This window comes from Pseudoflavonifractor sp. MCC625 (assembly GCF_018784545.1).
Lineage (GTDB): Bacteria > Bacillota > Clostridia > Oscillospirales > Oscillospiraceae > Pseudoflavonifractor_A > Pseudoflavonifractor_A gallinarum.
This window is the reverse complement of the sequence record NZ_WQOJ01000048.1, coordinates 2,802-23,027: the sequence shown is the minus strand read 5'-3', so window position 1 is coordinate 23,027 and position 20,226 is coordinate 2,802. Positions and strand designations below refer to the sequence as shown.

The following is a 20,226-nucleotide window of genomic DNA, read 5'->3' as shown; positions in this document are numbered from 1 at the left end:
GTGTGGAAAATCCGATCCTTGCCCGGCTGGAGCGGCTGGGGGCAAAGCCCTCTCCCCTGTGGCTGTGGACGCTGCTGGTCTTACAGGAGGGGGAGCGTTACCCCCTGCCGTTCTGGAACGAGGCCCTCTCCCGGGCCGTGGGGCGAAAGGTCTTTTGCCCCTCCTACCGGGCGTTGGAACGCCGCCTGGAGGAAGCTCTCCACAGCTGCGATTGACATAAGAGGCGGAATAGGGTACAATGATTGTACAAAATGTACAAGGAGGCGGGGTATGAAACTGACGTTTTTTGGCGCAGCCAAGGCGGTGACCGGAAGCTGCCACTGTGTAGAGTGCGGCGGAAAGAAAATTCTGGTGGACTGCGGACTCCAGCAGGGACGGGACGAGCGGGATAACCGGGAGCTGGACTTTAACGCCGGCTATATCGACGATGTCATTGTGACCCATGCCCACATCGACCACTCCGGGCGGATCCCGCTGCTGGTCAAACAGGGTTTTACGGGAAATATCTACTGCACCCGCCTGACCGGAGAGCTGCTCTCCATCATGCTGCGGGACTCGGCCCATATCCAGGAGAGCGACGCCCAGTGGCAGAATCAGAAGGGCAAGCGCGCGGGCAAGGAGCTAGTGGAACCCCTCTATACGGTGGCGGACGCCGAAGCGGCCCTCTCCCATGTGGTGACCTGTGAGTACGGGGATGTGCTGGAGATTGAGCCGGGCGTCAAGGTGCGCTTTACCGATGCCGGGCACCTGCTGGGCTCCTCCAGCGCAGAGGTGTGGCTTACCGAGGGAGATGAGACACGGAAGATCGTCTTCTCGGGCGACATCGGCAACCGGGACCAGCCCATCATCCGGGATCCCCAGTATATCCGGGAGGCCGACTATGTCCTCACGGAATCCACCTATGGCGACCGCAACCACGATATGGAGGAGGACCCCGAGTATACCGAGCGGCTGGCCGCGATCATTGACGAGACACTGGGCCAGGGGGGCAATGTGGTGATCCCCTCCTTTGCTGTGGGCCGCACTCAGGAGCTGCTCTATTTCATCCGGGAGATGAAGGAGCAGCACATGGTGAAATCGGTCCCCAATTTCCCGGTCTATGTGGATTCTCCGCTGGCCGGTGAGGCCACCAAGATCTTCTCCGGAGACCTGCACGGCTATCTGGATGAAGAGGCCATTGAGGCCCTGCGGGGCGGGGCCCTCTTCCGCTTCCCGGGACTCAACATTACGGAGACCAGCGAGGAGTCCAAAAATCTGAACCTGGATCAGACCCCCAAGGTCATCATCTCGGCCTCCGGCATGTGCGACGCCGGCCGGATCCGCCATCACCTCAAGCACAACCTGTGGAGAAAAGAGTGTACGGTGGTCTTCGTGGGCTATCAGGGCGAGGGTACCCTGGGACGCCGTCTGCTGGACGGGGTGAAGTCGGTCAAGCTCTTCGGCGAAGAGATCGCCGTCAAGGCCCGCATCGTCAACTTCCACGGCCTCTCCTCCCACGCAGACCGGGACGGCCTGCTGCGGTGGATCGGCGCCTTTGAGCCCAAGCCGAAAGAGGTCTTTGTGGTCCACGGCGACAAGGATGTCACCGAGATCTATGCCCAGACCCTGCGGGAGCGGGGCTTCTCGGCCCACTCGGCCAACTATGAGGAGGTCTATGATCTGCTGACCGGGCGGATCGTGGCGCCCGGCATCGTGCTGGAGTCCAAGCCGGTCTATGTGGCGGACTCGGCCTCCCCGGCCTATCGCCGTCTGGAGGAGACGGGCCGCCGCCTGATGGAGGTCATCGCCCACAACCGGGGCGGCGCCAACAAGGACCTGGCCAAATTTGCCGATCAGCTCCGCGCTCTCATCGACAAGTGGGATCGCTGAGCATACACGGGAACAACAGAAAACCGGCCCCCGCTCCTTCAAGGAGCGGGGGCCGGTCTTGTTCATTTAGAGAGAGGCGCTTGCCTGAGCCAGAAAGTCAGAGACCTGGGCGGCGGTATCCAGAGCCATGGCCTGTTCCGCGGTCCGGAGGGCGTCCGGACCGTTCCAATCGGCGATCTGCTTGCGGGCGGCCAGGATGGACGAGGGGCTGACGCTGAACTCGTCCAGACCAAAGGCCAGGAGCAGCGGGATCATGCGGGGGTCGGCGGCGGCCTCGCCGCACATGCCCACCGGGATTCCGGCGGCCTTTCCCGCGGCAATGACCGAGCGGATGCTGCGCAGGACGGCCGGGTGGTAGCAGGTGTAGAGCTTTTCCACCTTGGCGTTGCCCCGGTCCACGGCGATGGTGTACTGGGTCAGGTCATTGGTGCCGATGGAGAAGAAGTCGGCCTCCCGGGCCAGCAAGTCGGCAATGAGTGCCGCGGCCGGCGTCTCCACCATGATGCCCAAAGAGATATGGGGGTCAAAGGCCAGTCCCTCGGCGGAGAGCTGAGCCTTGCACTCCTCCAGAAGTGCCCGGGCGCCCCGGACCTCCTCCACTCCGGAGACCAGGGGGAGCATGATCTTGATGTTCCCGTGCCGGGCGCCGGCCCGGAGCAGGGCCCGCAGCTGCACCCGGTAGAGGTCGGGGCGGTCCAGACAGTAGCGGATGGCCCGGTGGCCCAGGAAGGGGTTCTCCTCCCGCTCCATCTCCAGATAGGCGATGCCCTTGTCGCCGCCCACATCCAGCGTGCGGATGATGACCTCTTTCCCAGCCATGAGGTCGGAGACCTGGGCGTATGCCTGGTACTGCTCCTCCTCGTCGGGCAGGGCGGTGCGGTCCATGAAGAGGAACTCGGTCCGGAAGAGTCCGATCCCCTCGGCACCCGCCTCGGCGGCCGCTTTCGCGTCGGCCACGCTGCCGATGTTGGCGTAGAGGTCCACGTGCCGGCCGTCGGCGGTGCGGGTATCCCGGTCCCGATAGACCTGGAGCAGAGCCCGCTCTTCCAGCCACTTGTCCCGGCGGGCCTGGAAGGCAGCCAGGGTGGCCTCGTCCGGGCAGAGGAGCGCGGCACCCTCGGTGCCGTCCACGGCCACGGTCATACCGTCCTGGACGGCGTCCAGCAGACCGGGCACGCCCAGTACCGCGGGGACCTCCAGGGCCCGGGCCAGGATGGCCGAATGGCTGGTCTGTCCGCCCACCTCGGTGAGGATGGCGCATACATGCTCCTTGGAGAGGCTCACCGTCATGGAGGGGGTCAGATCGTGGACCACCAGAACGGTGCCCTCGGGCAGGGCGGCCAGATCCACGCTCTCGGCGTGGAGCAGGATGCCCAGCATTCGGGTGCGGATGTCGCCAATATCGGCGGCGCGCTGGCGCATGAGCTCGTCCTCTACCCCGGAAAACATGGCGATAAAGGTCTGGCAGACGGTGTCCAGGGCCTCCTCGGCGCACTTGCCGGCGTCGATGGCCTCTTCCATCTGGGAGAGCATGAAGGGGTCTTCCAGCATCATGATCTGACCGGTGAGGATGGCCGCCTCGGCCTCCCCCAAGCGGTTGGTTATGTCATCGGCCATGGCCTGGGTGCGCTGGGTAAAGAGGTCTGCCGCCGCGCGCAGCCGGGCCTTTTCCTGCTCCGCCCCGGAAAAGGGAACGGAGGTATAGTCCAGATTCTGCTCCCGCACGCAGACCGCTGTGCCGATTCCAATGCCTGCGGAGGCGCCCACACCGTGTAACGTCATAGTCATGTTCCTTTCTCCCGGCTGATCGGGCTCTTATTCGCCCAGGCCGGACTCCACCAGCGCCACGGCGGCCTTGAGGCAGTCGGCCTCGTTGGAGCCGTTGCAGCAGATCTCGATCTCGGTGCCCTGCTTGATGCAGGCGGCCATCAGGTTCATGATGCTGCGGGCGTTGATCTCGCGGCCGTTGGCGATCACGGTGACATCACAGCCAAAGGGGGTGATGGTCTTGACAAAGAGCTGCGCAGGACGCATGTGCATGCCCATGGGGTTGATGATTGTAGTCTTGGCGGATACCATAATCAGATCTTCCTTTCTTCATAAACACGGGGTTGGTATGGATGGTTAGGGGCTCTTCTGTCCCCGGATCATCCGGGGACAGAAGAGGTGGATTTACGCTTTTTTGCGCTTGAGGATGGCCAGCAGCAGCATGCCCACCAGGGAGCCAACAGCCAGGGCCACAAAATAGCCCAGCACATTGTGCATGACCGGGAATACGAACAGTCCGCCGTGGGGCGCGGGGGAGGCGCAGCCCAGAAGCATGGACAGCGCACCGGCCACGCCGGAGCCCAGGATGCAGGCAGGCAGGACCCGGAGCGGGTCACTGGCGGCAAAGGGAATGGCGCCCTCTGTGATAAAGCACAGGCCCATGATATAGTTGACCGGGCCGGACTTGCGCTCCTCGGGGGTAAAGCGGTTGCCGAAGAAGGTGGTGGCCAGAGCGATGGCGATGGGCGGGACCATGCCGCCGATCATCACAGCCGCCATCACACCGGAGCCTCCCGCGGCGATGTCCGCGGTGGCCAGGGTGGAGGTGCCGAAGAGGTAGGCAGCCTTATTGAAGGGGCCGCCCATATCAATGGCCATCATGGCGGCTACCACAAAGCCGAGGACCACACGGCTGCCCTCGTTCATGGAGGCCAGGCCGGCATAGAGGGCGTTGTTCAGCATGCCCACAAAGGGATTGACCACACACATGAAGAGGCCGATGATCAGCAGACCTACCACCGGATAGATGAGGACGGGCTTGATGCCCTCCAGGGCCCGGGGGAGCCGGTCGCAGAGCTTGCGCAGTCCCAGCATCAGATAGCCCGCGGCAAAGCCGGCGATGAGGGCGCCCAGGAATCCGGCGGAAATGGAGCCGCCGCCGGGCTGCAGGAAGGTGGCGCCCGATACGGCCAGCGAACCGCCCACAAAGCCCACCATCAGACCGGGACGGTCGGCAATGGCCATGGCGATATAGCCGGCCAGAATGGGCAGCATGAAGTTGAAGGCGACTCCGCCGATGTTCTTGAACCAGGCGGCCAGCGGGGTGTTTGTACCGAAGTTGGCGTAGTCGATGGAGGGATCGTCCAGCAGGAAGGCCAGGGCGATGAGAATGCCGCCGCCGATGACAAAGGGCAGCATATGGGACACGCCGTTCATGAGCTGCTTATAGAGCTTGCGGCCCAGGCTCTCCCGGATCTCCTCCTGGGCGACGGCGCCGGTGTGGTGGTAGATGGGGGCGTCGGGTGCCTTTCGGATGAGCTCCTCCGGGTGATGGATGCCCTCTGCCACAGGTACCCGGAGAACATGCTTGCCGTCAAAGCGGCTCAGGTCCACCTCTTTGTCCGCGGCGATGATGACCGCATCCGCCCCGGCGATCTCGTCCCGGGTCAGGATGTTTTTGGCCCCGCCGGAGCCCTGGGTCTCCGCCTTGAGGGGAATGCCGATCTCGGACCCCTTTTTCTCCAGCGCTTCGGCGGCCATATAGGTGTGCGCGATGCCGGTGGGGCAGGCGGTGACCGCCACGATGCGGTAGCCCTGCTCCTGCGCCTGCTCCGGAGCCGATGCGGGAGCGGGTACCTCATCGGGATACTTCTCGGCCTCCTGCTGGTCGATGCAGGCCAGGAATTCCGTCACATCCCCGGCGGAGAGCAGGCGCTGACAGAAGGTCTCGTCCATCAGCATGACCATCAGCCGGGAGAGGATCTCCAGGTGGGTGTCTCCCCCGTCCTTGGGGGCCGCGATCATAAAGAAGAGGGTGGAGGGCTGGCCGTCCGGGGCGTCATAATCCACGCCGCCGGGAACGGTGATGGCCGCGAGGCCGGGCCGCTTGACCGCGGCGCTCTTGGCGTGAGGGACGGCGATCCCGCAGCCGATGGCCGTGGTGCTCTGTTCTTCCCGGGCCAGAATGTCCTTTTTATAGAGGGCCTGGTCGGTCAGATTGCCCGCCTTGCTGTGCAGGGCCACCAGCAGGTCCACTGCGGCGGCCTTATCGGCAGGCGACGCGTTGAGCTGAATGCTCTCGGCGCGCAGAAGGTCGGTGATGCGCATGACTCTCATCCTTTCAAATCAGGTTTGAAGAAACAATGCTCAGAGGGTACGGAGGACGGCCTCGACCGCGTCCCGGGAGGCAAGACCGTCGGAGAAGGCGGTGGCCCCGCCGGCGGCCGTCCCAAGGCGCAGGGCGGACTCATATTGGCCCGAATCAAGCCATCCGGCCAGGAAACCGGCGACCATGGAGTCACCCGCTCCCACAGAGTTGCGCACGGTGCCCCGGGCTGCCGGGGCCTGGTGGAAGCGGCCGGTCTCATCCAGAAGGATGGCCCCATCCCCTGCCATGGAGACCAGCACATTTCGGGCGCCCCGCTCCTGAAGTTTGGCGGCGCAGGCACGGACCTCGTCCAGTGTCTCCAGGGTCTGTCCGAACATACCGCCCAGCTCCAGCCGGTTGGGCTTGATGAGGAAGGGATGGTATTTGAGCACGTTGGCCAGCAGATCGCCCTCGGCGTCGACGACGGCCGAGATGCCCCGGCCATCCAGCCGTTCCAGAATGCGCTCGTAGATGTCACTGGGCAGGGAGGCGGGAATGGAGCCGGCCAGTACCAGAATATCCCCGCCGGTCAGCGCATCGAGCTTGCGGAACAGGGCTTCCAGCGCCTCCGGGGGAATGGTGGGTCCCCGGCCGTTGAGCTCGGTCTCCTCCCCCGCCTTGATCTTGACATTGATCCGGGTGAATCCCTCCGGCAGGTGGATAAAGTCTGTGCGTACTCCTGCGGCGGAGAGGCCGGCCTCAATGGCCCGGCCGGTAAACCCGGCCAGAAAACCCAGAGCGACGCTCTCCGTTCCCAAATTGCCCAAGACGGTGGAGACATTGATGCCCTTGCCGCCGAACTGGATCAGCTCCTGACTGGCGCGGTTGATGCTTCCCGGCTCCAGACGGTCCATGCGGACCACATAGTCGATGGCCGGATTAAAGGTGACGGTGTAGATCATAGGTGCGTTTCTCCTACTTCCTTGATGACGGCATGGGCGCGGAAGCTCTCGTCGGGCAGCGTGTCGGTGATGATACAGACTTGGCTGAGAGGACGGACGGTCACCGCCGTCACCTTGCCGAATTTGCTGGAGTCGGCCAGCACATAGGTGAGGTAGGCCTGCTCTGCCGCCCGGGTCTTGACTGCGGCCTCCTCCGCGTCGGGGGTAGTGCATCCCTGCCGGAGGGCAATGCCGTTGATTCCCAGAAAGGCCTTGGTGAAGTTGTAGCGCTCCAGTGCGGCAATGGCCTCCGCGCCCACGATGGCCTCGGTGCCCAGCTTGAGCCTGCCGCCCACCATGTAGACCTTGCGGCCCAGCTCGCTCAGACGGCGGGCACAGGCGATGCTGGTGGTGACAAAGGTGGCGCCGGACTGGCCCAGACAGTTGGCCATGGCCAGGGTGGTTGTGCCCGCGTCCAGAAAGACAAAGTCGTCGTCGTACACCAGCGAGGCGGCGTACCGTCCGATGGACGCCTTTTCCTCAATGTGGAGCAGAGACTTGGTGGAGAGATCCGGCTCTTCCGGGTCAAACTGTCCTCCCACCGCGACGGCCCCGCCGTGGACCTTGCTCACCTTGCCCTGCCGGTCCAGCAGGTTCAGATCCCGCCGGATCGTGGCCTCAGAGGCCCCGGTGGCCTCACAGAGCTGGGCCACCGTAGCGGCGCCCCGCTGCTCCACTGCGGCGACAATGGCGGCCAACCGCTCTTCCGCCAACATAGCAGACCCTCCTTTTTGATCTGAAATGATTTGTTTTTATTACTTGATGCTATTATAGCACAATTACAATCAATTTCAATCTTAAACAATCATTTTCAGTCAGTCAAGGCGCCAAAAATCAGAGGCTATTTTTGTGCAAAGCGGTGGTTCTCCTGCTATCATCCCCGAAAAGAGCCGCCTCCATGCCCGCCGCCCCCCAAAACCCCGCTCTTTTCCTCTGGAAAGCGGCGTGGTATGATAAGATAGAAAGGATCGCGTGCCGGGAGAGGAGAGAAAGCATGAAGGACGGAAATTTACCGGTGCGATTGCGATGGAGTGAGGGGGTCAAGCTCTTTCGGAGCCGCTGGAAGGGCGCCAGACCCACTGTATTCTTTTTTATCGCGCTGTTTTTGATGATCACGGTCTGCTTTGGCAGCGCCTATGCCATGGCAGTGTCTGGAACGACTACCCTGTTTCAGGTGCGCCGCAACCGGGAACATACACTGGGCGACTATGTCCGCCTGTTTTTCATGTGCATGCTGCTGTGCGTATTGGCCATGGTGGCCACCAGGAGCGGATGGCTGTGTGTACTGCTGAATCTCAGTGTGCCCTTTCTGCTGGTCTTTTTTCAGAGCAGCCAGTTTGCCCCCAAGGGATATATCGGCTATGCCATGACCTTTGTGTTTCTGGAGCTCCGGCCGCCTGCGCCGGAGGAGATGGGGACGCAGCTTCTGGCGGTGGCGGCCTGTACGGCGGCCCTCATTCTGGCCCTGGCGGGCTATGGATGGTGGCGGGGCCGGACGGAAAAAAAGCGGGACAGTGTGGGAGAGAGTTTGGACCGTCTGGCCGCTCTGCTCAAGCGCATGGCGGAGGAAGGCGGGAGCGACGAGGTGCGCAAGGAGCTGTATGGGCTGGAACAGAGCTTCCACCGCATGGGATACCGCAACCACCGTCTCCCGGGATCCTCTGATCCCCAAAAACTCTTTTACAATATGTTTGCGATCTTATTCCAGCGGGCAGTCTACCTGGTGTCCGACGCGGCCTGGCAGGAGGAGGTCCTTCCCCCGGAGCGGCGGGAGGCGCTGGAGGGCTTGGCCGGACTGGTCCGGGCCGTGCGTGCTGCCCAGACCGCAGAGGAACGTGCCGCGGTGGCGGAACAGATCCAGGCCATGCTGGCCGATACCCCTCTGCCCGAGGGGCGCCTGCGCATTTTTTACCGGAGCTTTCTCCACCGCATGCTCCTCCTGCTCCGCCACTGGCGGGAGGTCCGACCGGTCCGGCACCCGCTCTGGCGGGGAGGCGGAGGAAGAGAACTGTGGCGGCGCCTGCGGGAGCGCCTCTCCCTGGAGCGGTTTGAGATGCGCTTTGCCCTGCGGCTTTCGGTGGTGCTGACGGTGAGTTGTACCATCAGCCTCCTGTGGGACTTTGAACACACCTACTGGTTCCCCCTCCATGCGTTTCTTCTGATTCAGCCCAGCTATGAGGAGAGCGCCCACCGGATGGTCACCCGGCCCATCGGCACGGCCCTGGGCTGCCTGCTGGTCTTTGTGGTCTATCCCCTTCTGCCCGGTGTGCCCGGCGTCTTTGTCTTTTCCTTTGTGATGATCTCCCTTATGTACTGCTGCACCCCCGGGACCTGGGTCCACCCCATCTTCTCCACGGCCTTTGCGGTGACCATGGCCTCCCTGACCATGGAGGACACCGTGGCCATCGGTCTGCGGATCTTCTATCTGCTGCTGGCGGTGCTGCTGGTGCTGGTGATCAACCGTTTCTTTGTCCCCACCCGGCGGGAGAGCAGTTCCGCAGCAATCTCCACACACTGACGCACCTCCACGCCACCTACTGGGATATGGTCTCGCAGGGACTGGGCGGGCGGGTAGACCCGGCCTTCTCCAGTGAGATTCTGACCGAGTTCCACCTGGTCTACGACGCGGCCATGGGCTACGTCCTCACGCTGCCACAGGGGGAGGAGCGGACAGAGGCCAGTACGCTTCTGCTCACACTGTGGAATATGTTCTCAGAGCTGGAGCAGGTACACTATCTCCTCCAGGCGGGTGCCATCCCGCCGGAGCAGGGGCCGGGGCTGAGCCGGCTGGCCCGTACCCTCTGTGTGGAGATGGACCGGCCGGGGCCGCCGCTGGACGCCCTCTCGCTGGAGGCGGGAATGGAGGAGGGCGACCTGGGCTATGTACTGGGCCGCTATCTTGCCAGTGCCCACGGCCTCTCCCGGCAGCTGGCCGGAGTAGAACAGGCGGCCAGAGAACGGGAATAAGAAAAAAGGTCTCTGCACTTGCATTCTGTGCAGAGACCTTTTTTATACGATGGGATGGCTGAAAAACGGGCCCGCCGGTCAGCGGGCGCGCAGCTGCCAGAAGGCCACCGCGCTGGCGGCCGCCACATTCAGGGAGTCCACCCCGTGAGCCATGGGAATACGGACGGTGTAGTCACAGTGGGCAATGGTCTCGGCGGCCAGGCCGTCCCCCTCGGTACCCAGGATGATGGCCAGACGTTCCTCCGCCATGAGCGCGGGGTCCTCAATGCTCACGGACCGGTCACTCAGGGCCATGGCGGCGGTGCGGAAGCCCAGCGCCTTCAGACGCTCCAAACCAGGGTGGGGCCAGTGGGTGTGGTCGCTGCCGATGTACGTCCAGGGGACCTGAAAGACCGTACCCATGCTCACCCGGGCGGCCCGGCGGCAGAGGGGGTCGCAGCAGGTGGGGGTGAGCAGCACCGCGTCCATGTGGAGCGCGGCGGCCGAGCGGAAAATGGCGCCGATGTTGGTGCTGTCCACGATCCCCTCCAGCACGGCGATCCGGCGGGCGCCGGCGCACAGGGTTTCCACCTCCGCCTGCCGGGGACGGCGCATGGCGCACAGGATTCCCCGCGTGAGGGTGTAGCCGGTCAGCTGGGCCAGCACCTCCCGGTCGGCGGTATACACTGGGATCTGGGGACAGCGCTCCAGAAGTTCCTGCCCCTGTCCGGTGAGATGGCGCCGCTCCATAAGGAGGGCGAGGGGCTCACACCCGCCGTCCAGGGCCCGCTGGATGACCTTGGGGCTCTCCGCAATGAAGACGCCCTGCTCCGGCTCCAGCCGGTTGCGCAGCTGGGCCTCGGTGAGGTGGGCAAAGACCGCCAGTTCCGGCGCGCTGAGATCGGTTATCTCGATAATATGGGACATAGGGGTTCTCCTTCCCCGCTCAGCCGCCCGGGGCGGTGAAGCGATCAGATATTGGGCATTTTTGCGGTAGGCATCATAAGAACTTTGCCGGTACCGCGGTAGACGTTGACCAGACCTTCCCCGGAGGCGGCCGAACCGATCAGGCTCTTTCCGGAGCGCTCCACCGTAAAGTCGAGGCTGCCGCTCCAGGCAATGGCATAGTTGCCGTCGATCTTGAGAACGTCGTTCTGGAGGGTGATCTCAACCAGCTCCTCCCGGGGGCAATCAGACTCGATACAGAAGGTGCCGCTTCCATTGAGGCTCAGGTTAAAGAGGCCTTCCCCACCGGCCACCGCCGAGGAGAAGTTGGAGCGCATGACAGCCTTGTGCTTGAGGTTGCTGTCACAGGCCAGGAAGAGACCGTCGTCCAGCACCACGCTGCCGCCCCAGTCGGCGCAGTCCAGCAGAATAAGATATTTATAGGTGGGCTCCAGGACCAAAAGACCATCGCCGGTATACTCAGGTTTGATAGTGGATTCCCCGCTGGCCTTGCCGCGCATGGCCTTTCCCAGCAGATCGGTCACGCCTTTGATGCCGGTGGTAGCATTCACATTGCCCAGCATCCACTGCATGGCGCCAGCCTGGATGGTGACATTAGCCTTGCTCAGATCACATACCAGCTGGCGTTTTTTCACATTCATCTGGGCGCAGTAATAGGCCTGCATGGCGGAATTGGGGGTTACGCTCAGGTCCCGCTGATACTCGATGACCTGGAAAGGGCCCAGTGCCGAGAGGACGGCAACGTCGTCGTTATCCAAAAAATTAGAGATTTGATACATCGTACTGCCTCCATTCGTCCATGATGATGGTAGTATTGTTTCCATGGGGTCAGACTCATTATAGGCGAGGCTGCGGGATTGTGCAAGTAGAAGCCGGGGAGCGGAGCGAGAATCTGTCCGGCTATACTGCAATCATACGCAACACTTTTTCGCACGGACCAATAAAAAGTCCGGCTTATGATAACACTTTTGATAGGCGGGATATTGTGCCAGAATATCTGCCCCGGGCAGCGGCTCCAGCATTTGCTCCAGCTGAAAACCGGCGGTCGAAAGGGCGTTGACGATGTCGGAAAAGGTGCGGTGGTATTTGATGACACCGTCCACGATCCAGGTGGTGGTCCGAATACCGGGAATGCCGTAATCGCTCAAATTATAGTGGTTGATGGTTCCGTCCTCATTCTGGGACCAGCGCGGACCCTTCCGCAGGGCCGTCGTAAAGGGATGCTCCTGGGAGAAGAGAAAGATTCCACCGTCGGCCAACAGCCGGTGGATCTGAGCGAGCAGCTGGTCAAAATCCTCCACATAATGTACAGCGAGGGAACTGAACACCACGTCAAACGTGCCGTCCAGAGCGGAGAGGTCGCTCATACTCATGCGGACAAAGGAGATGCGTTCAGCGTTATTTTCCGCCTTTGCAATCTGGAGCATTTTTTCGGAGAGGTCCAGACCCGTCACATGAGACGCGCCCAGATGCAGAAATTCCCTGCAATTCTCCCCGTAACCGCAGCCCAGGTCCAAGACCCGCTTGCCGGACAGGTTTGGGCAGAGGGAAAAGAGCGCCGGTTTTTCCACAAGGTGATTGGTAGCGGATGGCTGCTCCCGCAACTTCCGGTAACCCTCAAAAAAGACCTCATTATCATAGATGTTCTGATCGTGCATGGCGGGAACCCCATCCTTTCTGTAAGAGAATAAAAAAGCCGGAGCAAGCGATACAAAGCTTGCTCCGACGTGGCACCCCTGGCGCGACTCGAACGCACTACATTCCGCTTAGGAGTAGACCCGATACGACATCGGGAAGTGGCATCTAATGCTTAAAAATGCTTGGAAATACAAGGTTTTTCAGCATTTCAAATCCCATCTGATACTACGCTGTGATAGCTAATTCAGAGGGATTTTACACCGTCCGATTGGCTCGAAATTAGCAAGTCTTTCGATTTTTGGTGGACGTTGCAAGTGCAAGTAAATGTCACTATGTAACTTCTCGTGATGCGAAATGATAGGAAATCCTATTCATTCTCGTGTGAGGGTGCGGGTGTCCTTAGACACAGATTTCAGTCTGTTTTATATATCATTTCAAAATGAATTTTTCAACCAGAATTATTAAGAATTTCAAAGGTTTTTCAGACTCAATGATTCTATGTAATTTAGACCCGCCGAAGCAGGTCTTTTTTTATTTCAGCATAATCTCTCTATCCTCAGCGCCGAGCATATAAGCACCCTTGGCAAAAGCATCCCTTGCAAGAAGCTCTGCTACATCAACCCTATCGAACAGCATCCATATTTCTTTCTCTTTCGGAGTCAGTTCATGGCTATGGTCAAACAAATGCTCAAGTCCCAATCCTTCAAGCAATGCCGACTTTGCTGCTTTGTATTCCTCAGCTCTGCCAACATATTCGTCGTTCCTTTCCTTGGAAAATGCCTCGATATTGTCAGCTCTCAGATGCTCGTAATACTCGTCCATAAAGATTCTATCCATACTCGTTGACCTCCATAACAAAAAAATAAGGGCAGACCCTTTTACAGCTATTGTAGCTATGTAAAAGGATCTGCCCTTGCAGTTACTATAATGTTTTTGCCAGCGACTTCAGGAGTGCTGCCATTTCCGGATTTTGCAGAAGCTTCAGAAGAAGTTCTTTATCATCAGCGGAGCTTTCCGTTGCGGCTGGTTGAACCGGCTCAGGCGTTGCCTGTCTGCCTGAGTAGAACGCAGCTTCCATTCTTTCAGCGTTCAGTCTGCGGTCATCGTCGATGATATGGGAGTAAACATCCGCTACCATCTTGACCTGTGCATGACCGGAATCGCCTTGAACGGATTTCATATCGCCGCCGTTCAGCTTCAGCTTGTAAGTGATACTGGAATGTCGGAGACTATGGAAAACCACTTTCGGCAGTCCCTTCTCCTCAATCAGCTTATTGAAAGCACGGTTGATAACCTGCCCCTCAATCGGCTTGCCATTGGAAGAACAGAAAACCAGATTGAAGTCTACGAACTCGTCACCGAAAAGGTCTTTCAGTTCTTCGATGTCAGCCTTTCGCTGTACCAACATTTCCGCTACGGTTTTCGGTAAGAACACCTTGCGGACACTTGTTTTGGTCTTAGGAGTTTTGAGAACCAATGCGGTATGCGTACTGGCGAAGGTCGGTGGGAACTTGAACATGATGTCCTTACCGTCCAGATCTGCCATCGCTTCACGATTTACTCTCTGCAACTCCTTTTCAACGAAGATGCTTGCCTGACCAAGTTCAATACTGGTGGGGGAAATGTCAATACAGTCCCAGGTAAGCCCCAGAAGCTCGCCCATTCGCAGGGAACAGGAGAAGGCAAGGTTAATAGCCAGACGAAGAATATCATCGTCACAGGCTTCCAGAGCCTTCTGGAGCACTTCTGCTGTCCAGATATCCCTGGTCTTGTGTTCTTCTTTCGGCAGCGTAGCGTGCTCCACAGGGTTTCTGGTCATCAATTCCCACTTGACCGCTTGATTGAAAGCATTTCGCAATGTCTTGTGAACCTCTCGGACAGTATGCGGAGTCAGATATTCTGTACGGGCTTTTACATACTTAGAAGAAACCGCTTTGACAGAAAGCAAATCTCGGTAATACTTGTCCATGATTCTCGGCGTGACATCCTCCAGCTTCATATCACCGATGAGGGGACGAATATAGTTTGCAATCAGGCTCTTTCTGCTTTCATAGGTAGACATCGCCCAGGTGTTCACACCATAGATTGACATATACTCATCCAAAAGATCATTGACGGTTTTAGCAGAAGGGGGAATAAAGGTTCCGGACTCCTGCTCATATTCAACCTGCAACTTCCTTTTCTTTGCTTCGGCATTCGTTTCAAAGGTTTCCCACTTCTGACGCTTGTTGCCGTTCTCATCGGTGTATGTATAAACCACAGAATACTTCTTTTTTCTCTTAACGATAGATGCCATGTAATCAGCTCCTTTCCTGTCTATCTTCCGCTAACTGGTAGCGGGTCTGATTGTGATACCATTTTTCAAAGCTCTCTTTGGTAGCTCGCTTATACCTGCCAACCTTGATAAGCTCAAAATCTTCATTGGCAACGATATAGTAAATGGTCTGACGATGTACCCCAAGCATTCTTGCCATTTCCGGCAGACCGTAGGTGGATGCCATAATATCTGCATCCAGTTCCTGATCCTCTACCGTGCGGTAATCGGTTTGAGAAGCATACCATCTTTCAAAGCTCTCCTTTGTCACTCTGCGCTTGCCCAGGACATCGACCACATCAAAATGCCCTTTGGCAACCAGTTCGTAAGCAGTCGCTTCTTTCAGCCCAAGGCGCTGTCCAAGCTCCTCCATTGAATATGTAGTTTTCTTCAATTCCTCGCCGGGAGGGGTTCCATCGACCTTCTGGTATTTGAACTGATTGGCATACCATTCTTCAAAGCTGTCGATCATCACCCTCATGGTGTTGCCGACAAGAATGGTTTTGAAGTAATTCTTCTTAATGAGCCAGTATGACTCCGTTTTACCAAGACCGAGCATCCTGCCCATTTCCAGAACAGACATACTCGTGCGTTTTCTCATTTCCGCCATCGTACAACCTCCTATGTAAAAAATGTAGCCATGTGTTTCTTGTCATGGCTACATTTTATCGAACTCTCAATATGTTTTGAAGTTTGTCGCCGGGTTGTACGACGCCCTTGACAAATCTTACATTTGATGATCCAACCACTCATCAAAACTCTTTTTGGAGATTCTGATACTGCCACCGATGCGGACGCTATGGAAAACTTTCTTTTTCACAAGGTTGTATGCGCTGGTTCTGCTGATGCCCAGAATATCCTGAATCTCATCAACCGTATAGGTTCTCTTATCAAACTGAACTGCGTTAGCAGCCATCGCTTCTTCGGTGCGCTGATTCATGGCAGCGATTCTTTCTTCAAACATTTATGTTCACTCCTTCGCTCTCTTTGCTTTATGTTTTGGGGAACGCTTTTTCAGCTGTTCCATTGCCAGGCTGACAGATAAGGCTTTCTCAATCGCTACCATTTCACGGGGCGTTACCTTACCTAAGTAATTATCAATCCTGCTTTTATCAATGGTACGAATCTGTTCCAGCTGAACAACGGACGCTTCTTTGAATGCAGGATTGTCGTAAATAACAAAGTGCGTCGGCATATTCGCTTTCTTATGGATTCTGGTGGTGACCGTTGCCACAATCAATGTGGGAGCGTGTTTATTACCGGTATCGTTCTGAATGACGATAACCGGACGGATGCCGCCTTGTTCCGACCCAACTACCGGGTCCAGCTTGGCGCAATAAATATCACCACGGCAATATACCCAATTTTCTTTCATCATGTGCCATGACCTCCTTTCGTTGGCTATGTAATAACTGACTGCCAGAAAGGAATCAGGCAGTCAGTCCAAAAGTCTATGTGTCCCATATTTGCCACGCACCCCTGGGAAAGAGGGCTTACGCCCTCAGGGAATCACCGAACGACTGATTGCGAATCAGTTCCATAGGAATCTAACCTCTGCCGGGTTCTCCGCCAGCTCCGTAGAGAAGTATCTTTAATCCTGTTGCTTTCATGGCCGTATTGGGAGCAACCCAATATTTACAAGCCAGTATTGATCGCTGGCATCGGGAGAGAGACAAGCGCTTAATTTATAGAAGAAAGTCGTTCTGTTTCTCTATCCGATACGTCTCGGCGTACCGCTGATGTGGCTGATGCTCTCGCACCGGCAACAGGAACGTATTCGATGACTGTGTATTCAGTTTTCAAGGATCAAGCAGCCGATTTTCTTTGGCTGTATCTAAATTGTACCTGTTCCTCATGCAAGTTTTTATTGCCTCGTAGGTATAGTTTTGAGGTTATTCACGACCTAAAAATATGTAATCAAGGGTTGTCTCAAAGCGCACAACCAGTTCGATTGCCAAATCAATAGAGATACCTCTGTTGCCGGTTTCAATTCGTGCAATGGTGTTTGCGGCAACACCTAACTGCTCCGCAAGCTGTTCCTGTGTAAGCCCATGTTCCTTTCTCAAGGCTTTAATTCTTTTTCCGCTTTCAACCAAGTCGTAATACATTTTCGTTCCTCCGTGTTTTTGAATTTGTGAAGTTGCAAAATCAAAAACAGCGGGAGGAGATCGTGCCCGATTCTCAATACCCTTTGCCATCTGCCTGTCCTCCTTGCAGGCATAAAAAAAGAGCCGGAGTAAATTACTCCAAGCTCTCGTTCATGCCTTTGTGTTAATTATGGGGGAAAATAGGCAGGTATAAAAAAAGCCCCGTACCCATTACAGGCACGAGGCGTAACTCTCTCTATTCAATTTTATGCCGCTATCTCCCAGCATAGCCATTTTAACACTGGACAAGTCGGACTTTCAGTAGGGGAACCGTCGTATTTTCATCGGATTTTAGTCGGACTAAAATCCTGTCTTAGCATTCACAATAACACAATGCTTCTTCCTCCCGGGCACTTTCCAGGAAATCTTTCAATTTAGGAATGGCTGTTCCCCAAAGTGACAGACCAAATAACAGTATCGCTTCTTTCTTTCGGTCATAGTAGGTGCTGCGTTCCATATTCAAAACCTCCAGCATTTCTGATTCCCTGTACTTGAAGCGGTTGAGATATGCCTTTGAGATATCAAGGGCTACGGCCTGATGAACTGGTAACAGAGATTTTTTAGAAGGAGTGATAGACGATGGCAAAGAACAAAATTGAACGCATTGACCAGGAGATTGCTAAGGTCCGCGAGAAGATCGCAGAGTATCAGGAAAAGCTCAAGGCGCTGGAGGTACAGAAAACCGAGGCAGAAAATCTGGAGATCGTCCAGATGGTGCGCGCACTGCGTATGACCCCGGCTCAGCTGAGCGCCATGCTGTCCGGAGGCACAGTTCCCGGCAGTTTTGCTGATGACAACAACGAACAGGAGGAAAACAGCTATGAGGAATAAACGATTGCTCCGAACACTTTCCGCCCTTTGCCTGACGCTGGTGCTGGCATCGGGCTTTACCGTTCCCGCTTTTGCCCAGGGCGCAGCGCCGCCCCCGGCAGAGGATACCACCAATGACAGCAATGTGGTGGTGGAAGAAACGGAAAAAGCACCTCCGCTGACCCCGGAGGGCAACGCCGCTCTGGTGGATGATTTCGGGGGCAATAAACAGCTCATTACCGTTACCACCAAGGCGGGCAACTATTTTTATATCCTGATCGACAGGGCCAACGAGGATAAAAAGACTGCTGTTCACTTTCTGAACCAGGTGGATGAAGCGGACCTGATGGCGCTGATGGAAGATGGAAAACCCAAAGAGGAGCCGCCTGCTGTGTGCAGCTGCACGAAGAAATGTGAAGCAGGGGCAGTTAATACGGCCTGTCCGGTCTGTGTAACTGATAAGAGTAAATGTACGGGAAAAGCACCGGAACCTCCGGCAGAAACACCGGAGCCGGAAAAAGAGAAGCCTGCCGGACTGAACCCGGCTGCGCTGATCCTTCTGCTGGCTCTGCTGGGCGGCGGTGGCGTATTTGCCTACTTGAAGCTCGTTAAGAATAAGCCTAAGACCAAGGGCAATGACAGTCTGGACGATTATGATTATGGTGAGGAAGATTCCGAGGAATGGGAAACCGAAGATGAGGAAGTCCTTGAGGATGGTTTTGAGGGTTCTGACCCTAATGAGGAACGCGATAGAGCAGATTGAACCATTTGAGCGTAGCGTATTTCAAATCATTGCGGGATAAGGGACAGAGGACAGGGAGAAATTCCTGTCCTCTGCTGCTCTACTCACTCTCTTACTGTAAATCCACACCCAAAATCAGCACATGGTCAAAGAAAGGAGGACCTCACAATGAACACATGGAACTGGTTATTACACTTTCTGATTATTTTTGATCTGGTCGCCTTCGGAATTTACTTTGGAGGAGACATTCTTTTCACTGCTATCAGCAAAGTTCAAAAAAAGTCAAAGAAGGACGATGACTTGGATCTTTATGATTTTGAAATTGAGACCGCACCCCAAAAGCGCTCTTTATGTGTGGACTCAATCCGAATGCTTTATTCTGGTGAGATAGATGAATTTGTGGAAAAGGAACTGTTGCCTGATGCAGCGGAGACCATGAACGCTTTATCTGAAGCTGAAAAAACAGCAGTTAGCCTGTTACTAAAAGCTTATATCGGTTTTTTGAGCGAAGAAGCAACGGTAGATGAACAAAGTTTTCCCATGGTTAAGGAACTGTTGTCTTATACACAGGGCAGCAAAGAAGATGGTGAAAAAGATGCCATAGATTGTCTGATGGAAGATACGGTCAGCAGAACCCACAGACATCGAGAATATTACAACAATTATCAACGCTATCAACTGATGCAGGTGGATAAAGAGCGTGTGATTATGGCCTGCAATATCATAATCAATGATTTGATTGGCAGGTTGTACCGATATGATTATCGCTTTGGCTATGACATTACACTTGCCTCAGAACACAGCATTGCAAAAAAACTGTCTGATAATTGGCAGAATGAATGGGAGGCTGAAGATGATGAGATATAAACTGGTAATCGCTGAAAAACCATCGGTTGCACAAAGTCTGGCTGCGGTAATCGGTGCAACTGCTCGTAAGGATGGGTATCTGGAGGGTAACGGCTGGCGTGTCAGCTGGTGCGTGGGCCATCTGGCTGGTCTTGCGGATGCAGACAGTTATGATCCCAAGTATGCCAAGTGGCGATATGATGACCTGCCTATCCTGCCGGAGCATTGGCAGATGGTGGTGGGAAAGGATAAGAAAAAGCAGTTTGATATTCTCAAAAAGCTGATGAACGCCCCAGATGTGACCGAAGTGGTAAATGCCTGCGATGCCGGACGCGAGGGCGAGCTGATCTTCCGCAGCGTCTATGAGCTGGCAGGCTGCCAAAAGCCGATGAAAAGGCTCTGGATTTCTTCAATGGAGGACTCCGCCATAAGGGAGGGCTTTGCAAACCTGCGTCCAGGTGTAGATTATGATGGACTTCGGAAAGCTGCTCTCTGCCGTGCCAAGGCCGACTGGCTGGTAGGGATCAATGCCACAAGGCTTTTTTCCGTGCTGTACCACCGCACCCTCAACATCGGGCGCGTGATGTCCCCAACGCTGGCACTCATTGTCCAGCGAGAAGCTGAAATCGACACATTTAAGCCGGTTCCTTTTTATACCGTGGCGCTGGAGCTGCCCGGTCTTACCGTATCCGGGGAGCGCATAAGTGACCGAGCAAGCGCAGAGCAGCTGAAAGAAGCTTGCCAGGATGCAGCTGTCACAATCAAAAAGGTGGAGTGCAAGGAAAAGTCTGAAAAGCCGCCTGCCCTCTATGATCTGACTACTCTGCAAAGAGATGCCAATCGCCTGCTTGGATTTACAGCCCAGCAGACCC

Annotated in this window: 21 protein-coding genes and 2 pseudogenes; 8 read left to right on the top strand and 15 right to left on the bottom strand. The window is 56.6% G+C overall.

Annotated features, from left to right (window positions below):
* The first annotated feature begins 2 nt into the window (after window positions 1-2).
* Together GPK94_RS14470 and GPK94_RS14465 are read left to right on the top strand one after the other, a co-directional pair.
* The gene (locus GPK94_RS14470) at window positions 3-215 is read left to right on the top strand and encodes a hypothetical protein (protein ID WP_101692329.1); all 213 of its coding nucleotides are present in this window, start codon (window positions 3-5) and stop codon (window positions 213-215) included.
* Between the two features lie 55 nt (window positions 216-270).
* Window positions 271-1,869 carry an MBL fold metallo-hydrolase gene (locus GPK94_RS14465; RefSeq protein WP_101692328.1) on the top strand — a complete coding sequence of 533 codons (1,599 nt, stop codon included), beginning with the start codon at window positions 271-273 and terminating at the stop codon, window positions 1,867-1,869.
* 66 nt (window positions 1,870-1,935) lie between these two features.
* Here the strand turns inward: GPK94_RS14465 and ptsP are convergent, their stop codons facing one another.
* From ptsP to GPK94_RS14440, 5 genes are all read right to left on the bottom strand, one after another.
* Window positions 1,936-3,657, bottom strand: a complete 1,722-nt coding sequence (gene ptsP, locus GPK94_RS14460; RefSeq protein ID WP_346728040.1) for a phosphoenolpyruvate--protein phosphotransferase — start codon at window positions 3,655-3,657, stop codon at window positions 1,936-1,938.
* A 27-nt stretch (window positions 3,658-3,684) separates the two neighbouring features.
* Window positions 3,685-3,948, bottom strand: a complete 264-nt coding sequence (locus GPK94_RS14455) for an HPr family phosphocarrier protein (protein ID WP_101692327.1) — start codon at window positions 3,946-3,948, stop codon at window positions 3,685-3,687.
* Window positions 3,949-4,041: 93 nt separating this feature from the next.
* On the bottom strand, window positions 4,042-5,964 hold the full coding sequence (locus tag GPK94_RS14450) for a PTS fructose transporter subunit IIABC (RefSeq protein WP_101692326.1): 1,923 nt from the start codon (window positions 5,962-5,964) through the stop codon (window positions 4,042-4,044).
* 39 nt (window positions 5,965-6,003) lie between these two features.
* Window positions 6,004-6,906: a 1-phosphofructokinase gene (gene pfkB, locus GPK94_RS14445; protein ID WP_215656135.1), complete on the bottom strand. Its 903-nt coding sequence runs from the start codon at window positions 6,904-6,906 to the stop codon at window positions 6,004-6,006.
* Entirely contained in the window at window positions 6,903-7,661 is a 759-nt protein-coding gene (locus GPK94_RS14440) for a DeoR/GlpR family DNA-binding transcription regulator (protein WP_101692324.1), read from the bottom strand. Before GPK94_RS14440 ends, pfkB begins: the two co-directional genes overlap by 4 nt.
* Before the next feature lie 278 nt (window positions 7,662-7,939).
* On the opposite strand from GPK94_RS14440, the gene GPK94_RS14435 reads away from it, so the two are divergent.
* Together GPK94_RS14435 and GPK94_RS14430 are read left to right on the top strand one after the other, a co-directional pair.
* Window positions 7,940-9,463, top strand: coding sequence for an FUSC family protein (locus tag GPK94_RS14435; protein WP_215656134.1), 1,524 nt, complete (start codon window positions 7,940-7,942; stop codon window positions 9,461-9,463).
* Between the two features lie 26 nt (window positions 9,464-9,489).
* Window positions 9,490-9,912: a hypothetical protein gene (locus GPK94_RS14430; RefSeq protein ID WP_215656133.1), complete on the top strand. Its 423-nt coding sequence runs from the start codon at window positions 9,490-9,492 to the stop codon at window positions 9,910-9,912.
* A gap of 78 nt (window positions 9,913-9,990) precedes the next feature.
* Here GPK94_RS14430 and GPK94_RS14425 read toward each other — a convergent pair whose 3' ends face one another.
* From GPK94_RS14425 to GPK94_RS14380, 10 genes and pseudogenes are all read right to left on the bottom strand, one after another.
* Window positions 9,991-10,818 (bottom strand): RNA methyltransferase, encoded by an 828-nt coding sequence (locus GPK94_RS14425; protein ID WP_215656132.1) that lies wholly within the window; start codon window positions 10,816-10,818, stop codon window positions 9,991-9,993.
* 44 nt (window positions 10,819-10,862) lie between these two features.
* Window positions 10,863-11,636, bottom strand: coding sequence for an AIM24 family protein (locus GPK94_RS14420; protein ID WP_186963103.1), 774 nt, complete (start codon window positions 11,634-11,636; stop codon window positions 10,863-10,865).
* 132 nt (window positions 11,637-11,768) lie between these two features.
* Window positions 11,769-12,515: a class I SAM-dependent methyltransferase gene (locus GPK94_RS14415; protein WP_215656131.1), complete on the bottom strand. Its 747-nt coding sequence runs from the start codon at window positions 12,513-12,515 to the stop codon at window positions 11,769-11,771.
* Between the two features lie 511 nt (window positions 12,516-13,026).
* The gene (locus GPK94_RS14410; RefSeq protein WP_002304425.1) at window positions 13,027-13,332 is read right to left on the bottom strand and encodes a hypothetical protein; all 306 of its coding nucleotides are present in this window, start codon (window positions 13,330-13,332) and stop codon (window positions 13,027-13,029) included.
* Between the two features lie 85 nt (window positions 13,333-13,417).
* On the bottom strand, window positions 13,418-14,791 hold the full coding sequence (locus GPK94_RS14405) for a site-specific integrase (RefSeq protein WP_002304423.1): 1,374 nt from the start codon (window positions 14,789-14,791) through the stop codon (window positions 13,418-13,420).
* A 4-nt stretch (window positions 14,792-14,795) separates the two neighbouring features.
* On the bottom strand, window positions 14,796-15,419 hold the full coding sequence (locus GPK94_RS14400) for a helix-turn-helix domain-containing protein (protein WP_002304420.1): 624 nt from the start codon (window positions 15,417-15,419) through the stop codon (window positions 14,796-14,798).
* A 117-nt stretch (window positions 15,420-15,536) separates the two neighbouring features.
* Window positions 15,537-15,773, bottom strand: a complete 237-nt coding sequence (locus tag GPK94_RS14395) for a helix-turn-helix domain-containing protein (RefSeq protein ID WP_002304418.1) — start codon at window positions 15,771-15,773, stop codon at window positions 15,537-15,539.
* Window positions 15,774-15,779: 6 nt separating this feature from the next.
* Window positions 15,780-16,187: a type II toxin-antitoxin system PemK/MazF family toxin gene (locus GPK94_RS14390; RefSeq protein WP_002578938.1), complete on the bottom strand. Its 408-nt coding sequence runs from the start codon at window positions 16,185-16,187 to the stop codon at window positions 15,780-15,782.
* Window positions 16,188-16,701: 514 nt separating this feature from the next.
* Window positions 16,702-17,007 carry a helix-turn-helix transcriptional regulator gene (locus tag GPK94_RS14385; protein ID WP_002304413.1) on the bottom strand — a complete coding sequence of 102 codons (306 nt, stop codon included), beginning with the start codon at window positions 17,005-17,007 and terminating at the stop codon, window positions 16,702-16,704.
* 262 nt (window positions 17,008-17,269) lie between these two features.
* A pseudogene (locus GPK94_RS14380) lies at window positions 17,270-17,476 on the bottom strand (hypothetical protein); the annotation flags it as partial.
* Between the two features lie 59 nt (window positions 17,477-17,535).
* Here GPK94_RS14380 and GPK94_RS14375 point away from each other — a divergent pair.
* The 4 genes and pseudogenes from GPK94_RS14375 to GPK94_RS16220 all read left to right on the top strand — a co-directional run.
* Window positions 17,536-17,787 (top strand): DUF4315 family protein, encoded by a 252-nt coding sequence (locus GPK94_RS14375; RefSeq protein WP_002589133.1) that lies wholly within the window; start codon window positions 17,536-17,538, stop codon window positions 17,785-17,787.
* Entirely contained in the window at window positions 17,777-18,529 is a 753-nt protein-coding gene (locus GPK94_RS14370) for a DUF4366 domain-containing protein (RefSeq protein ID WP_002589132.1), read from the top strand. The genes GPK94_RS14375 and GPK94_RS14370 overlap by 11 nt, the downstream gene beginning before the upstream one ends.
* Window positions 18,530-18,676: 147 nt before the next feature.
* Window positions 18,677-19,375, top strand: coding sequence for a hypothetical protein (locus GPK94_RS14365; protein ID WP_008723343.1), 699 nt, complete (start codon window positions 18,677-18,679; stop codon window positions 19,373-19,375).
* Window positions 19,362-20,226: pseudogene (locus tag GPK94_RS16220) on the top strand (DNA topoisomerase); the annotation flags it as partial. The gene GPK94_RS14365 and the pseudogene GPK94_RS16220, both read left to right, overlap by 14 nt.

Coding starts and splice junctions, on each gene's coding strand:
- GPK94_RS14465 (WP_101692328.1), top strand. CDS start 271: ATGAAACTGACGTTTTTTGGCGCAGCCAAGGCGGTGACCGGAAGCTGC.
- ptsP (WP_346728040.1), bottom strand. CDS start 3,657: ATGACTATGACGTTACACGGTGTGGGCGCCTCCGCAGGCATTGGAATC.
- GPK94_RS14455 (WP_101692327.1), bottom strand. CDS start 3,948: ATGGTATCCGCCAAGACTACAATCATCAACCCCATGGGCATGCACATG.
- GPK94_RS14450 (WP_101692326.1), bottom strand. CDS start 5,964: ATGCGCATCACCGACCTTCTGCGCGCCGAGAGCATTCAGCTCAACGCG.
- pfkB (WP_215656135.1), bottom strand. CDS start 6,906: ATGATCTACACCGTCACCTTTAATCCGGCCATCGACTATGTGGTCCGC.
- GPK94_RS14440 (WP_101692324.1), bottom strand. CDS start 7,661: ATGTTGGCGGAAGAGCGGTTGGCCGCCATTGTCGCCGCAGTGGAGCAG.
- GPK94_RS14435 (WP_215656134.1), top strand. CDS start 7,940: ATGAAGGACGGAAATTTACCGGTGCGATTGCGATGGAGTGAGGGGGTC.
- GPK94_RS14430 (WP_215656133.1), top strand. CDS start 9,490: ATGGTCTCGCAGGGACTGGGCGGGCGGGTAGACCCGGCCTTCTCCAGT.
- GPK94_RS14425 (WP_215656132.1), bottom strand. CDS start 10,818: ATGTCCCATATTATCGAGATAACCGATCTCAGCGCGCCGGAACTGGCG.
- GPK94_RS14420 (WP_186963103.1), bottom strand. CDS start 11,636: ATGTATCAAATCTCTAATTTTTTGGATAACGACGACGTTGCCGTCCTC.
- GPK94_RS14415 (WP_215656131.1), bottom strand. CDS start 12,515: ATGCACGATCAGAACATCTATGATAATGAGGTCTTTTTTGAGGGTTAC.
- GPK94_RS14410 (WP_002304425.1), bottom strand. CDS start 13,332: ATGGATAGAATCTTTATGGACGAGTATTACGAGCATCTGAGAGCTGAC.
- GPK94_RS14405 (WP_002304423.1), bottom strand. CDS start 14,791: ATGGCATCTATCGTTAAGAGAAAAAAGAAGTATTCTGTGGTTTATACA.
- GPK94_RS14400 (WP_002304420.1), bottom strand. CDS start 15,419: ATGGCGGAAATGAGAAAACGCACGAGTATGTCTGTTCTGGAAATGGGC.
- GPK94_RS14395 (WP_002304418.1), bottom strand. CDS start 15,773: ATGTTTGAAGAAAGAATCGCTGCCATGAATCAGCGCACCGAAGAAGCG.
- GPK94_RS14390 (WP_002578938.1), bottom strand. CDS start 16,187: ATGATGAAAGAAAATTGGGTATATTGCCGTGGTGATATTTATTGCGCC.
- GPK94_RS14385 (WP_002304413.1), bottom strand. CDS start 17,007: ATGGCAAAGGGTATTGAGAATCGGGCACGATCTCCTCCCGCTGTTTTT.
- GPK94_RS14375 (WP_002589133.1), top strand. CDS start 17,536: ATGGCAAAGAACAAAATTGAACGCATTGACCAGGAGATTGCTAAGGTC.
- GPK94_RS14370 (WP_002589132.1), top strand. CDS start 17,777: ATGAGGAATAAACGATTGCTCCGAACACTTTCCGCCCTTTGCCTGACG.
- GPK94_RS14365 (WP_008723343.1), top strand. CDS start 18,677: ATGAACACATGGAACTGGTTATTACACTTTCTGATTATTTTTGATCTG.